The 15,093-nt window shown below is 48.9% G+C and carries 13 protein-coding genes; 4 read left to right on the plus strand and 9 right to left on the minus strand.

Features of this window, described 5'->3' with window-relative positions; genetic code table 11:
• Positions 1-100: 100 nt before the first annotated feature.
• Together rdgC and AAC007_RS15445 are read right to left on the minus strand one after the other, a co-directional pair.
• The gene (rdgC, locus tag AAC007_RS15440; protein WP_339677967.1) at positions 101-1,039 is read right to left on the minus strand and encodes a recombination-associated protein RdgC; all 939 of its coding nucleotides are present in this window, start codon (positions 1,037-1,039) and stop codon (positions 101-103) included.
• A gap of 90 nt (positions 1,040-1,129) precedes the next feature.
• Positions 1,130-2,764 (minus strand): hypothetical protein, encoded by a 1,635-nt coding sequence (locus AAC007_RS15445; protein ID WP_339677968.1) that lies wholly within the window; start codon positions 2,762-2,764, stop codon positions 1,130-1,132.
• A gap of 155 nt (positions 2,765-2,919) precedes the next feature.
• Here AAC007_RS15445 and AAC007_RS15450 point away from each other — a divergent pair, with 155 nt between their 5' ends.
• Positions 2,920-4,740, plus strand: coding sequence for a sodium:proton antiporter (locus AAC007_RS15450; protein WP_339677970.1), 1,821 nt, complete (start codon positions 2,920-2,922; stop codon positions 4,738-4,740).
• 21 nt (positions 4,741-4,761) lie between these two features.
• Complete coding sequence (locus AAC007_RS15455) at positions 4,762-5,676, plus strand: haloalkane dehalogenase (RefSeq protein ID WP_339677972.1); 915 nt, start codon at positions 4,762-4,764, stop codon at positions 5,674-5,676.
• 45 nt (positions 5,677-5,721) lie between these two features.
• On the opposite strand, the gene AAC007_RS15460 is transcribed toward AAC007_RS15455, so the two are convergent.
• The 6 genes from AAC007_RS15460 to AAC007_RS15485 all read right to left on the minus strand — a co-directional run bounded on the left by AAC007_RS15460 (position 5,722) and on the right by AAC007_RS15485 (position 11,831).
• The gene (locus AAC007_RS15460; RefSeq protein ID WP_339677974.1) at positions 5,722-6,165 is read right to left on the minus strand and encodes a nuclear transport factor 2 family protein; all 444 of its coding nucleotides are present in this window, start codon (positions 6,163-6,165) and stop codon (positions 5,722-5,724) included.
• A 326-nt stretch (positions 6,166-6,491) separates the two neighbouring features.
• The gene (locus AAC007_RS15465; protein WP_296436509.1) at positions 6,492-7,361 is read right to left on the minus strand and encodes an amidohydrolase family protein; all 870 of its coding nucleotides are present in this window, start codon (positions 7,359-7,361) and stop codon (positions 6,492-6,494) included.
• A 145-nt stretch (positions 7,362-7,506) separates the two neighbouring features.
• The gene (locus tag AAC007_RS15470) at positions 7,507-7,950 is read right to left on the minus strand and encodes an HIT domain-containing protein (protein WP_339677975.1); all 444 of its coding nucleotides are present in this window, start codon (positions 7,948-7,950) and stop codon (positions 7,507-7,509) included.
• A gap of 2 nt (positions 7,951-7,952) precedes the next feature.
• Complete coding sequence (locus AAC007_RS15475) at positions 7,953-9,053, minus strand: MBL fold metallo-hydrolase (protein WP_296436507.1); 1,101 nt, start codon at positions 9,051-9,053, stop codon at positions 7,953-7,955.
• A gap of 106 nt (positions 9,054-9,159) precedes the next feature.
• A complete protein-coding gene (locus tag AAC007_RS15480; protein WP_339677978.1) occupies positions 9,160-11,325 on the minus strand; it encodes a molybdopterin cofactor-binding domain-containing protein in 2,166 nt (721 codons plus the stop codon).
• Positions 11,322-11,831, minus strand: a complete 510-nt coding sequence (locus AAC007_RS15485) for a (2Fe-2S)-binding protein (protein ID WP_339677979.1) — start codon at positions 11,829-11,831, stop codon at positions 11,322-11,324. The genes AAC007_RS15480 and AAC007_RS15485 overlap by 4 nt, the downstream gene beginning before the upstream one ends.
• A gap of 308 nt (positions 11,832-12,139) precedes the next feature.
• On the opposite strand from AAC007_RS15485, the gene AAC007_RS15490 reads away from it, so the two are divergent.
• The gene (locus AAC007_RS15490; RefSeq protein ID WP_339677981.1) at positions 12,140-12,307 is read left to right on the plus strand and encodes a hypothetical protein; all 168 of its coding nucleotides are present in this window, start codon (positions 12,140-12,142) and stop codon (positions 12,305-12,307) included.
• A 35-nt stretch (positions 12,308-12,342) separates the two neighbouring features.
• On the opposite strand, the gene AAC007_RS15495 is transcribed toward AAC007_RS15490, so the two are convergent.
• Positions 12,343-13,011 carry an outer membrane beta-barrel protein gene (locus tag AAC007_RS15495; protein WP_296436505.1) on the minus strand — a complete coding sequence of 223 codons (669 nt, stop codon included), beginning with the start codon at positions 13,009-13,011 and terminating at the stop codon, positions 12,343-12,345.
• A 453-nt stretch (positions 13,012-13,464) separates the two neighbouring features.
• Here AAC007_RS15495 and AAC007_RS15500 point away from each other — a divergent pair, with 453 nt between their 5' ends.
• Positions 13,465-15,006 (plus strand): fatty acyl-CoA reductase, encoded by a 1,542-nt coding sequence (locus tag AAC007_RS15500; RefSeq protein ID WP_339677983.1) that lies wholly within the window; start codon positions 13,465-13,467, stop codon positions 15,004-15,006.
• Positions 15,007-15,093: the final 87 nt, after the last annotated feature.

The following is a 15,093-nucleotide window of genomic DNA, read 5'->3' on the forward strand; positions in this document are numbered from 1 at the left end:
TTATTTATGCTGTGTGGGTCGGTGAGAACCCTCGCCAGAGTTCGATAAATTGCGAAAGCAATCTAGGCAAACTGCACCCACCGTCACTATCAGGTAGAAATTAAGCTGCGCTGGAAATGACCTCGCCCTGCTCACTCAAGTCTTCGCCGCCAAACGCACCTAAGACAGCGGGAATAAACTTGGCAAATTCCGCCGTCATAATCGCGAAATCAACATCAAACTGTTCCGCAGCGCTTTCTGTATTCACATCACCAATTTTGTCTTGAATTAAATCACCAAAATTTAAGCGTTTGATGGTGAGTTGGTCATCGACAACGAATTCGATATCTCCGGTCCAGCGCAAGGCTAATTTATTCACAAACATACCGGCCTGAATATGGCTGCCTATTTCCGCAGCGCAAAGATTTTGATTTTTGCAGCGAATCACTGAACTTTCATCGGCTTTGTCTTTGAGTTCGCACTCCCCACCCAGTTCAAAACCGGCGGGCGCCGCACCCTGGATTAACCATTCAGTCATTTGGTGTTGGGCAACGTTTTTCGCTTTGACTGGTATCACCGGAAGGCTGCCCAAAGACTCTCGCAGGAAGTTCAGCAACTCTTCCGCCTTGTTATGTGAAGCCGCGTTGACGATCAATAAACCTTGTTCCGGGGCGATATAGGCAAATACGCGATTTGAGCGAGTAAATGCGCGCGGAATTAAAGAGAACGTAATTTCGTCTTTCAACTCTGTACGCTCTTTACGGCCGGGTACGCGATCTTCCGCCAACTTAATTTCTTCGATCTTGTCAGCCAGCACCTCATTCACCACCGATGCCGGTAAAATTTTATCCTGCTTTTGGGCGCATATCATGATGCAGCCATTGCCGGCGTGGATATATTCACTGCCCTGATTACCCAAGGGCATTGTCCAACCGTAGCTAGATACATCCTGACTATTACAGGGTGTAAACGACTTTTCGGCGAGCTTTTCGTTGACCTCTTCGGCGGTCAGGGTGAAAGGTTTGGTAAAACGGTAGATAAGAAGATTTTTAAACCACATGTAAATGTCTGCCTGTACTGCTGTATATGAAGCTATCGAATTGATCGCGTATTGTATTACCTAAAGCGGCTCGATGTTTGAATAAATTTATCAAACTTCGGGTGACGAACCTTCACGCTTTGCAAAGTCTGCACTCATGTCAGCGCACTGCGCTTCATCGAAGTAGCGCTTGCAAACTTTCTCAAGTGCCACTCCGGGACTGCGTTCACAGCGCCAATCAGCCTCATTGAAACTTTTGCCGCCGCGAGCACAGCGCTGCATTGACTCATCCAATAAAAGCGCTTCGCTCTGCTCATACCACTTATCTAGATCATCTAAAATTTGTGCTTTCATTGCCGTCGCTGAATCGCGCTTGGCCGTATTCCAGGTAGCCAAGCGCGCGATGCCCTGACGCTGCCAGCTCGCCCACAAATTAGCCAAGCCAGCTACCTGGCCATCTTTTGCTATAGGTTGGTTTTCTTCGATATCTTCCAATAAGGCCGACTTAAGCTTGGCGAGTTCGCGGGGCGATAAAATAGTATCGCCAAGCACGTTATTAAACTGCGTGTTTATACGTTGCTTATACCACTCATAGCGGCTATCAAGCTTATCCCGAAAATCGTCGTCAGGTAGATCGAAGCTAGTGCTTTCTTGACCAAAGCTAAGGTATTCGGCCCCCTGCTCATCTGCCCGAATACCAATACCTACGGGCTTGCCCAGCTCGTAATTTCGGTAACTTTGCAATTGGCCATAGTGCATTACCGTCACTGGACCGTGGTATAACCATTTTCCATCGTAAATGGCGTCAACATTTACCGATGCCTTTGTGATAACACCGTGATGGTATATTCGCAGACGGTGAAATAAGCCGCCGTTATCAAGGTCTTTGGCCGCAATCTCTATGACTGACGCGGGGTAATCCTCACTGAGCGCATAATATTTTGCATTCTCACAATCGTAGGCGAAAGCCTGCAATAACTTCTGTGGCACCGTTAGGTTTGGCGCTCGCTCACAATTACCTAGCAGCTCTAAGTTCGAAAAACTTCCCGGCTCATAATAGAAATACTGAATGGGGTTCTGCACAATTTGGTAGTTAAAATATTGCCGCTCAACCGTGTAAAACGTGTTATCTGCGCGCTGCGCGCTGACTTTTATGACACCTCTCGGCAAACCGCCCCGAAAGCTGACATCTAAGCGGAAGGGGCCGGTCAGATTGCGATGCACGACAGGAAATGCTTCGGGCCGCCCCTCAGGACTAATATCTCGCCGATACTGTAGATATTGGGTTTTGCCGTCCATCGCCATTAGCGGCGGCGCGCGAAAAGGATGTAATTCCGGGTAGTGCGCTAACCAGTGGCTTCGCTTCCCTTCCGCAAGTACTCGCTGCTGTGAATCAACAATAGTAAAAGCGCCAAGAAAGGACAGGCTGCGCGCCGAGGCGTTTAATTTGAAATCACCGTTAAGTCTAATCTCAAGACGCTCATTATTACCGTCCGTATAAGACTGGCGTAACTCACCGCGCTGCGGATAGCCCTTGCTATCAAATTTCCCGTCAAATTGGCTGTTAGCTGTATCTTCATACGCAACACTACCCTCGAGAAATACATCACGCTTGTAAATTCCACTGAATATTGGGGCCACTTGGTCGTCAAGTGCAAAGCGCTTATTTTCTACGTGACCTGCGCATCCACTTAACAGCAACACACATAGACACCACCATGCTGTATAGTTGTGTCGACTCGCCATACCCTGCTATCTCCTTATAGTCTTGTTATTTTTGCGCGATCAATCATACCCTAGTCACGCGGATTTGAATTGAACTAATTCCCAACTTTGACTTAAATGCATTAGGCATGACATCTTGCAATGCATTGATATTAAAACCATAACGAGTCCAATAAATGACACATGCTTTAGTCAGTATTTTAGTCGCTGGTATTTTTTGCCAATGGTTGGCATGGCGCTTTCGCCTACCCGCAATCGTGTTACTCGCAGGCTGCGGACTGCTACTCGGTCCTATTACCGGCTGGATTCAGCCAGCCGAAGACTTCGGCGATGGCCTCACGGCAGTTACTTCCCTGTTTGTTGCGATCATACTGTTTGAGGGTGGGCTTAACCTACAGTTCCATGAACTGCGGGAAACCGCACAAGTCACCCGCCGACTCACATCCATCGGCGTATTACTGGCATGGGGGATTGGCACTGCCGCCGCTCATTTCATTGGCAGCTTGGGCTGGGGAGTTTCTGCGTTAATCGGCGCTATTCTGGTTGTCACCGGCCCCACGGTAATAATGCCGCTGCTCAAACATGCCAAACTAAACCGGCGCACTGCATCCTATTTAAAATGGGAAGGCATTATCAACGACCCTATCGGCGTCTTACTTGCCGTGCTGGTCTATCAATATCTACTCTATTCTGGCGAAGGTCCCGCCATTCAGTCTATCTTTGCCAGCTTAGGCTTGGCGCTCGCCACATCGGCGATATTAGGCGGCGGTATCGCCTATGGTTTGGGCTACTGCTTTCGCAAAGGCTGGATTCCTGAATACCTGAAAGCCCCATCCATTATCGCCTGCGTGCTCGCCGTCTATGCCCTATCGGACCTTGTGCAACATGAATCGGGATTGTTAGCGACCACCCTCATGGGAATTGTTATGGGGAATATGGGGCTGCGTAGCTTAGATGAAATGCGCCGTTTTAAAGAATACATCACCCTCATATTAGTCTCCTTCCTGTTTGTTGTGCTCACTGCATCGCTCACCAAAGCCTCTATACAGTCTATCCACTGGGAGCTAGTGGCAATGGTGCTGAGCTTTGTATTTATAGTGAGACCACTTGCGGTATTTTTAGCGACCATCCGCACCGACTGCAGCTGGCAGGATCGAGTGCTGATTGCATGGATTGCGCCGCGCGGGGTGGTTGCAGCCGCCTCAGCTGGCGCCTTTGCACCGGCGTTGATAGACGCCGGCTTCGAAGACGCCCAATACCTCGTGCCTGCAGTGTTTATGCTGATATTCGCCACCATTCTCGCCCATGGCTTTTCGCTTGGGCCGTTGACTAAACTACTGAAGCTGGGATCGCCAAGTAAAGGGCGAATCTTAATCGTCGGCGCCTCACCGTGGACAATTGAACTTGCAAGTGCCCTGAAAAAAATCAATCAGGAAGTCGTTATTGCCGATACTGAATGGGGGCGTCTACAAACGGCGCGCCAACAGGGTGTAGAAACCTGGTTTGGGGAGGTGTTGTCTGATATGGCAGACGAAGCAATGGTGCTAGACAATATCTACACCGTGTTAGCGGCTACCGGAAACAATCACTACAACTCGATGGTCTGCAATCACTTCGCTCCCCACATTGGGCGCCACCGTGTATTTCAGCCTTACGATAGCGGTTACGAGCGCAATAAAAGAGTGGTGTCAGAGACCCGCCGAGGCATTACTGCGTTTTCAGGGAATACCACCTTTGCCGAGTTGTGGACCCGAATGATACGGGGCTGGACTATCCGCAAAACCGTTATAACCGAGACCTATAGCGAGAAAGATTTTCTCGCAAAGCTGCCTGAAGACGCCGTCCGTCTTGCCATCATCCCTGAAAACGGCAAACTGGAATGGCATAATCAAAAGACTCGCAAGCTACAATCTGGCGATACCGTTATCAGCTTCGTGCCACCGGAAGTGCGCGAATCTGAGGTTGAATTGGAGCCAGCGCCCAGCTTACCGGGATAATAATTAGACGAGGCAAACGACATGACACCACTTCGCACTCCAGACAATTGTTTCGACAATCTGCAGGATTACCCCTACTCGCCTCACTACTTACAGCTGGACGATACCGAAGGGGGTGAGCTTCGAATGCATTATATCGACGAGGGACCAAAGACGGCCCCCGTGATATTGTTAATGCACGGCGAACCCACTTGGAGCTATCTTTACCGGCATATGATTTCACCGCTGGCCGCTGCCGGCTATCGAGTCATCGCGCCCGATTTAATTGGATTTGGTCGCTCCGACAAACCGAGCGAGCGCCGCGATTACACGTATCAACGGCATGTTGACTGGGTGCGATCACTTTTAGAGCAACTCAATCTACAAAACATCAGTCTTTTTTGTCAGGACTGGGGAGGACTTATAGGCTTGCGATTACTTGCCGAAGAACCAGCTCGCTTTAGTCGCACCATCGCGGCCAACACCATGCTACCCACCGGAGATCATCACCCCGGCGAGGCTTTCATTGAGTGGCAAAAATTGTCTCAAAATATTCCGGTGTTTACGGTGGGGAAAATTATTGCAGGCGCCTGCGCTAAGCCGGTCTCTGCCGAAACTATAAAAGCCTACGACGCCCCCTTCCCTGATGAAAGTTTCAAGGCTGGCGCACGGCAGTTTCCAATGCTTGTCCCGGTCACCCCAAACGACCCCGCCGCTGAGGCAAATCGCGCCGCGTGGCAGGTGCTTAGTAAAATGGAGAAACCTTTCTTAACCGCCTTTAGCGACAAGGACCCAATTACCGCAGCAGGCGAGCCGATTTTTCGCAAGATGATTCCCGGTACACAGGGACATGACCACACCACTATCATTAATGGCGGGCATTTTTTACAGGAAGATCAAAGTGCGAGATTAGTCGAGGTGATATTAAAATTTATTGCGGATACCACTAAGCTTTAATACGAATTAAGCGTGTGCGGCAATGACGCCGCACAAACTCAACACTTACAAAGCCATAAAATCAGGCACATTGAATACCCAACTCTTTTCTTCTTTGCGACTGCTTATACGCCACCCGTCGGATGTGCGGCGATAGGTATCTACATACCAAAGCCCCAGCATAAAGACCTGCTTTTCAGCCCCCAACGGCATCTCCATGGGGTTGAAACACATCACTCGACCGCTGGCCGTGTCTCCCTCAACGCAAATTTGCACATTGGCATTCAAGTGTTGCGACGCACTAAACGCAGGCAAGGCTTCTTTTAAAAACGCCAACGTCGACGGCCTATCGCCAACCGAACCACCAAAGGCGCTGTAGTCGATATGCGCATCGGCAGTGAAAATATCATTTAATTCATCCACCGCTTTGCGATCAATAATGTCCGCATACTGATACAGCATATCTTGAATTTCAAAACGATCAGACATTTCCTGCAGGCTTAAGGCCATTGCACTTCTCCATTATTATTTTATTTAGTATGAGACCTTTGCACGATTGTTATGTTGCCCTCTGCGGGCGTCCCTTAAAGGCGCCTACTGTTGGCAAAATCGTACCCAAAGCACTCGCTCCGCTCGCGTACCCACAGAGCATAAAGGGCAGGCGCTACTCAATCGGTCATTTATAGCTATAAACACGACGGTCGGCCCCGCCCTATTCTGTGTGTTTTTTCCTTGCCAGAAAACAAAATTCAGGCTCGTGCAAAGGTCTCAGTATGCCGGTATTGCGCGCCGTCGTTTAAACGGCCGACGCGCAAAAAGACTTAAGGCACCTCTGATTAATCTAATTTAAACACTTTGCGTGCATTTTCCCGCAAAAACTTAGGCCACACCTCTTCTTTAAAAGGCACATTTGGCATGTCTTTAAAAATACGATCTAGCGACAAGCCCATCGGGAAGTAACCGGCGTACATGACTTTATCGGCACCGCGGCTGTTAGCAAAATTAATAATTTCTTCTGGGTAGTGCTTAGGTGCAAAGGCACTGGTCATATAATACAAGTTGGGGTACTTGAGCATTAACTTCCACGCCAACTTTTCCCAAGGCTCGGCGCCATGGCGCATAACAACTTTTAGTTCGGGGAAGAACCAGCAAACCTCATCAAGCAACTCGACCTTTTGCGGCGCCATTGGCAAACGCGGACCAGGAACACCAACGCAGGGGCAAAACGGAATGTCCAACTCAACACATTTCGCGTAAATGGGATACCATTTCTTATCGTTATACGGAACCTGTGGACACAGACCAGAGGCAAAACCCGTAATTGCTTTTATGCCGTAATCCTTGTGCAGACGCACCATCTTACGGACTTCTTCCATACCATTATTAGGATTGACTTCTAAGCTAGCAAAAAAGCGATCTGGATGACGTGCAAGTGCCTCTTTGGCAATCTCGTTGTGGTCGTCAATGCCCAGCATAGCGCGTTCGATATTGTGCTTATCCATTTGTTCAATGGTGTAAGCGATATAATCTTCTTTTTTACCGCTGTCAGGAATATCTTTGAACATATACTGCGCCGGCATTTTGAACATATTGCGGCTTTCTTCGTCCATCAGCAGCGGCTTCATAAATTCATACCACTGGCTATTGTCTTCGCCCGGCACGCTAAGCATCAAATCAATAACCTTAATATCATTTGGCATTGCCATGCAGTCGGCTCCTCAGGTGTATTGTAAGTGTCGATGCGAGATTGCATCAGCTAGCGGACATTTTTGACGATGGAGGTGGTAATCACAATAACAATTGGCGTCATCCCTATAAGCAAAATCGGTCAGTTGAAACGTGTGAATTTGCTTATTTCAACGCCGCACGCAAGCGCTCAGCCATATCAGCTAGGTCGCTCTGTGCGGCCGGTTTTCTGCCGTGAATTTGCATTGCTTTGCCGTGAAAGCAGGGAATGAGATGAGTGTGGTAGTGAAATACAGTTTGCCCAGCAGCTCGACCGTTTAGCTGATGGACGCCTAAGCCATCCGCACCGCTCACCCGCTTTACCACCGGCGCTAGCCGCCGCGACTGAATCGCCAATGCAGTAACTTCTTTTTCGTTGAGGGTGAATATATTGTCATGATGTTTAATGGGAATAAGGAGGGTATGCCCCGCTGAAACCGGCGCAATATCCAAAAAGCACATCACCTCGTCATCGCGATAAATAATATGCCCAGGCGCTTTACCAGAAATAATTTTACAAAAGATGCAGTTTTCCGCTGCCGTCTCGTCGCCAAATAAACCGCCCTGCACGCTTACACCTCCATCGGCCCTGCATCCAACTCGTGGACACCTCGGTAAGGACTGTGTTCTGCATCTATAGTTTGATACTGGTATACACCGCTTTCATCTAACTTTCGCGTCATTCGGCCCTCTGCACATAAATAATGCAAATGCGCTATCGCTTCACCAAGCGCCAAACCCAACTGCGACATTTCTATTTTTCGAGCGAATAACACGCTAAATAAATCGATTGCTATTTTAGGCTCAACACAGGCCTTTTCAATAGCCGACAAGTGCCCCTCATGATGATCGATAAGGTAATCCAGCCGCGCGTGAACACCATAAAATGGCGCATTGTGTGCTGGCATAACCAAGGTATCGGCGTCAAGGTCACGTCGAAACCGACGCAAGGCGTCAAACCAGTCCTGCAGCGGATTCGCTTCTGGCTCAGACGCCATCACGCTGACATTAGAGGTAATACGGGGAATAATCTGGTCGCCAGACAACATCAATTTGTCCGCCGCGCAGTAAAGCGACACGTGCTCTGGCGAGTGACCGGCGCCGGTCATTATCTGCCAATCCCGGCCTCCTATTTGTAAAACCTGACCATCTTGCAAACAATTAAATGCGGTAGGTAAAGGTTCTACTACAGAGCCAAAACCGCGCATTTTTGCGCCATCGCTTTCTAAATAATCATTACCTACACCGGCACGACGGTAATATTGCTCCGCGGTCCAGCTCATGTCGCCGGGTGGCAGCGTAGTAAATGCCCGAGCGCAGTAAAATTCGCGGAAGCTCATATACAAAGGTACACGAAGGCTCCCACACAGCCAGCCAGCCTGACCTACGTGATCTGGGTGCATGTGAGTACAAATAACGCCCAACACGGGTTTAGACGCCATCTGATTTGCCAGCAGTAACTCCCAGCGCTCGCGTGTATCACCGAGGTTTATCCCAGTATCGACAATCCACCAGCCCTTATCGTCTTCCAATACATAAAGATTTATATGGTCCAAGGCCATTGGCAGTGACATTTGCAGCCAATAAACACCGCGAGCCACCTCGAGCCACTCTCCTTTCTGTGGTAGATCGGCAAAAGGATAACGTATCTCAGAATCAGTGCTGCTACTCATAAAAGACCAACTTATTTATTACAGATACAACGATAACTTATGCCCATATGGGCACAAGTCACTCGATCGACACATACTCAGCTTGAGGGCACGCTCAAGCTTGATGTTAACTTAACTTTAATGGCAGTTGCCGCAAACGCTGTCCGCTTGCAGCAAATACCGCATTTGCCAATGCCGGCGCTAACGGCGGCACACCTGGCTCGCCGACGCCCGTCGGTGATTCAGCACTGGGCATAATATGGACTTCAATTTCCGGTGTTTCATTCATCCGCAGCATTTCGTAATTGTGGAAGTTACTTTGCTGAACCGCACCATCCACAACGGTGATATCCCCCTTCAGTGCTGCGGTAAGCGCAAAGACAATTCCACCCTCCATCTGCGCCGACACAATATCAGGATTAACCGCGATACCACACTCGACCACACAGACGACCTTGTGGACCTTGATTTTCTTCGCCTCTATCGATACCGATACAACTTGCGCCACCATGGTATGGAATGACTCATGCACCGCAATGCCCTGGAACTGCCCCGCTTCAGGCTTACCCCAGTCTGCCCTTGCTGCCGCTTCCTCTATGACTTTTCTGCGCCGTGAATCTGCGGGTAAATGGTTTAAGCGGAACTGCAATGGGTCTTGCCCGGTTCTCGCAGCGAGCTCATCGATAAAGCTCTCCATGAAAAAAGCGTTTTGCGAATGACCCACTGAACGCCAATAGCCGATCGGGATGCTCGTTTCCTGCATAATATAATCAGTCCGCATATACGGAAACTGATAGTCGTTTTCTACCAAACCTTCTGTCGCTGCCGGATCGGAACTGGCTGCCAAGCCCGCTAATTTATTGTGGAGACCATCGGGAATCCACTGCGGCATAAGCGTATTACTAACTGCCCCTACAAACTGCCCCATGATACTGGGGGCGGCAACCTTAGCCTGAAGACTGGTCACCACATTATTATCGATGGTCGCCGACATTTTGACTGAGGAGTTCGGCCGATAAAAATCACCGCGCATATCGTCTTCACGGCTCCAAACGACCTTAATGGGGAAGCCACTAAGTTGCGCCACCCGAGCGGCTTCGACCAAGTAATCGGATAAAATCCGCCGTCCAAAACCGCCACCCAGCATCTGGTTGTGAATGCGAATTTGCTCACGGCGGTATCCAGTTGCATCTGCAATCGCTGACAAGGCGATGTCGGGCGATTGATTTCCTGTCCAAATTTCGATGGATTCCGGGCTCACCACCGCTAAGGCATTCATGGGTTCCATCGTCGCGTGCGCAAGATACGGCACGTCATAGAGTGCAGTGACTTCGTCACCACTGGCCGCACTTTGCTCGCCCTTCTCTTCGACATTTTTTCCTGATTCAGTTTCTAATAAGGTATGTCGCTCGTCACGCAAAGCATCGCTGCTTACCCCACTTAACGGGCCTTTTTCCCACTCAATCGTGACAGCAGAGGCGGCCTGCCGAGCCTGCCAATAGGTGTCAGCAACAACAGCCACTGCACCATCTACATCTAGCACAGTCCTAACGCCTGATTTCGCCAAGGCGGCAATTGCATCGAAACTTTTAGCCTTGCCACCAAAATCAGGTGATCTTATCAAAACAGCCGTTAAGGCTTCAGGATACTGAACGTCTATGCCAAATTGCGAGCTACCGGTTACCTTAGCTCTAGCATCTAAACGCTGATTGTAATAACCGATATATTTGAAATCCTGGGGCGCTGTTAAGGTCACCGCTTCTGGTGATGGAACCGTGCGAGCGGTATCAACTATGTCCGCGAATAGGATGTCACCGCTTGCATGAACGACTTTGCCATCTACGACACTGAGAGACGACTCCGGTAAATTCAGTTGCTGCGCTGCCGCTGATTTCAATATCGCGGCGAGCGTAGCAGCAGCTTCTCGAATTGAGACAAAACTCAATCGAACTGAGGAGCTTCCGCCGGTTATCATCACGTAGAATTCAGGGTCGCGAAAGTCTGGATGGAACTCTGCGTGCTGCACAATTATTTGCGCAGGATCCATATTGAGTTCTTCGGCGGCCAAGGTCGTCAATCCAGTAAATACACCCTGACCCATTTCGGATTTATGAAGCTGCAGAATAACATCCCCTTGAGCCGTCACCTGTAGAAAGGCATTGGGCTGCAAGGCAGTTGAGCTCATATTTGGAAACGGTGGCGACTTGGAGCAGCCAGTTAAGTTGAAACCAATCGCTATTCCGCCACCCAATAAAGCGGTGCTTTTAATAAAATTTCGCCGAGACAAACTCATGATGCTGCCTCCGACTCTTTATCCACTGGCTGGTAATATTGCACGCTCAACTCTGCGGCACGATGAATCGCCTTGCGAACACGGGGATAAGTGCCACACCGGCAAATATTGCCTGACATTGCGGCATCTATGTCGGCGTCACTGGGGGTTTGATTCGTCTCGAGTAGCGCGACCGCAGACATGATTTGACCAGACTGACAGTAACCGCATTGCGGTACACTCATTTCCAGCCACGCCTGCTGCACTGGATGTAAAACATCGTCAGCTGACGCCAGCCCTTCTATCGTCGTAATATTTCGGCCATCTACCAATTCGACTGGATAACTACAGCTGCGGATTGGACTGCCATCTAAGTGCACAGTACATGCACCGCACAAGCCCATACCGCAACCGAATTTAGTACCGGTCATCGCCAGTTGCTCGCGCAAAACCCATAATAAAGGGGTGCCAGAATCAACGGTCAGTGTTTGCGCCTGACCATTCAATGTAAAACTCAACTCAGCCATGTTTACTCCGATAACACTTGCAATGGGCACACTATACCGACACCGAAAACCAATGTCCTGTCAGGTATTACTGCGAGGAGGTAATTATGACGAAGGAGCGACACTATGCTGATTAAATCTTGTCCATAAAGTCGATGGACAACAATACCAAAAAAGCCCTACTTTCTTTTGAAAATAGGGCTATCTAGGGTCTGTTGTCGTTTCATCACCGCCTCTGTTGCGCCTGAAAGCGCGCCAATTTAGCGGAACCCCGCCGGGACGCGACGAGTGTGGTTTGGTGGTTCCAAGTGAGCGAGGAGCAACGACAAGTGGCACGCTTTCAGGCGCAACCCAAAGGGCTGGGGCCATTTTTCCGTCTAGCGGCGTTATCAGTCGCTTATTTGGAACAACCAAACCGCGTTCCTTCTGCCTTGCCAGACGGAAAAATGTCCTCCAGCGGTGGTGGTGATGAAACGGCAACAGACCCTAGTAAATAAGCGGAATTTAAATCGTGGTACGCAAGACGCTTTTGCTAGAAGCGGAGAACCATATCAACTGAAAAAGTGTCTGCTGCCGTCTTTATCGACTCGTCGTCATCTAAAATGTAGTGGTCGTACGCTAACGTCAGACTGGCATTCTGCGCAATATCCATGCGGACGCCAATACCTGCATAGGGGTCCGTCCCTTCTACGGTGAACCGACCACTGCGACTGCTGTCCTCCAGCGTGCCATCTATCTCCCAACTATATACACCAAAGCGCGCAAACAGGCCGAATGGCTCGTTATAGGGTGTATGAACATTGATCCCTAGAAAAACACCGTCAGCATCGGCATCCATATCAACCCGACCCGCACTAAAACCATTGGTCAACACCTGAGAGCCATCCGATATCGCACTCCCGCTAAGGGAACCTAGCGACGCATAACCAAACTCCAAACCGAGTTCCGGGCTGAAATCAAAACCAAAACCAATACGGCCGCCGCTCGATTCGGTGTCCAGCGTAATGTTCGACAAGGAGCCATCACCGAAGCTGTAGCGAAAATCAGAGCGATCAAAATCGAAGGAAGAGACACCAAGCCCACCGAAAACATACATCGCAGGGCCGCTCCGGTAGTGCTGGCCGCTGCGAAGATGATCCGCTTCGGCAAACATTGGAAATAGCGAAACAGCTGCAAGACTTAACAAAGGTAGCGTTTTCATTTTTTTACTCCGCACTGAGAATGCCTGCATTATGAATAACGCTATCTGAATCGAGCCTGAACGCCACAAACACCGTTACATAAGATAAATATGCGCGACTTTGACGCAGGCGCTCAAGCACTGCGTAAACATGGTGCAACGAGCGTTTATATAGCTAATTGAAACGCAAGTCGTTTAAAGCCGAATTAACAATAAAGCGGTTTAGTACGCGGCGATTCCGACATGCGCGAATACTTCCACGCCGCGATCCGACTAAATACAGTGCTTATCAACGCCGCAAATACTTGGCCTGCTTGATGCATTGAAAGAATTACAAAGGCATTTTTTAAACACTGCAACAAATACCGCCTCAGCACTGTCACATTAGGGTCAAAGAGTTTCGCTAGGATGCAAAACAACGCGTTCTGGAAATACAACCGGTTGCGACCGAAGCAGCTAACGGGGTCAAATTAAATGGATACAAGTAACGAGGGTTCACAAACCCTACTCCACCTCAAAGGCAAGCATGTCCTTATTACCGGCACTACCGGCTTTGTCGGCAAAGTCATGCTAGAAAAAATCATGCGCTCCGTACCCGACATTGGCGGTGTTTACCTACTGATTAGAGGCACCAAAAAATACGCGAATGCTGGCAGCCGCTTCGCCAATGAAATTGCGACATCATCTGTATTTGAATTTTTGAAACTAAACGCACCAGACTATTTTAACGATTTTTGTCACGACAAAATCCACTGCATTTCTGGAGAGATAACAGAATACCAGTTTGGTTTGCCGCGGATTGAATTTCGCGACTTAGCAGCCAAAATTGATGCTGTTGTGAACTGTGCTGCAAGCGTGAACTTTCGCGAAGAGCTAGATCGTGCCCTTAAGATAAACACCTACAGTTTGCGCAATATTGTCGAATTATCAGACCTTGCAGGCAATATCCCCGTTATCCAAGTCTCAACCTGCTACGTCAACGGATTCAATAAAGGGCATATTCACGAGTCCCTCTCAAAACCCGCTCGTGTAGACATTCCTCGCCATAAAGAAGGCTATTTTGAAGTCGGCAATTTAATCGAAGAGCTCGAACTGAAAATCAATCAAACACAGGAAAAATATGAAGGTAAGGAGTTAAAAAGACAACTCGTAGATTTAGGAATCCGTGAAGCACACGCCTGTGGTTGGAACGATACCTATACATTTACTAAGTGGCTGGGTGAACAATTGCTGCTCAAATCACTTAGAGGGTATTCCTTAACGCTGCTAAGACCGTCTATTGTAGAAAGCACGTTGCGTGAACCTTCACCCGGCTGGATAGAAGGTGTAAAAGTAGCCGATGCCATTTTACTCGCCTACGCCAAAGAAAAAGTGACCTTCTTTCCAGGCAAACGCAGCGGTGTTATTGACGTGATTCCCGCCGACTTAGTCTCAAACAGCATCCTTCTTTCTTTGGCAGAACAATTTAAGAGTCCAGGCAAACACCATATCTATCAATGCTGCAGTGGTTCAGCAAACCCACTAACTCTCGGGAATTTTATAGACCAACTCATGGCCGAAGCGAAGGAGAATCACGGTAGCTACGACAAATTATTTTCGAGGCAACCCCGCAAGCCTTTCATTGCCGTCAATAAACGCGTGTTTAATGCCATTGCATTTTGCTTGGGCGCAGTCCTCTCGGTGGTAAGCCAAACACTAATCCGTTTAGGGTTTAAGCGCGGCCTCAAAGCCCATCGCAACTTAGAAGCGGCAATGACACTATCAACCCTTTTCTCGTTTTATACCGAACCAGAATATGTTTTCCATAACGACAAATTAATGGATCTAGCAAAACGCATGGGCAAAGCAGATCAAGACCTTTTCCCGGTAGATTCAAAGGCAATCGAATGGGAAAATTACTTGCGAAAAATTCATATGGCGGGTTTAAATTGCTACGCCTTAAAGGGACGTAAACAAGCACTCAATAAAGCCAGCAAGACAAGCCTTGTCAGTAGCAGCGAAAAACAGGCTGCTTGATATCTCGCAAGGTGGTGTGGATGCTAAGTTTAGCTCCACACCACCAAACAACCACCGTTAGTGACGTTTTTGTAAATTAGAAGCGGT

Origin of the sequence: uncultured Zhongshania sp., from assembly GCF_963975605.1 — a bacterium.
Classification (GTDB): domain Bacteria; phylum Pseudomonadota; class Gammaproteobacteria; order Pseudomonadales; family Spongiibacteraceae; genus Spongiibacter; species Spongiibacter aquimaris.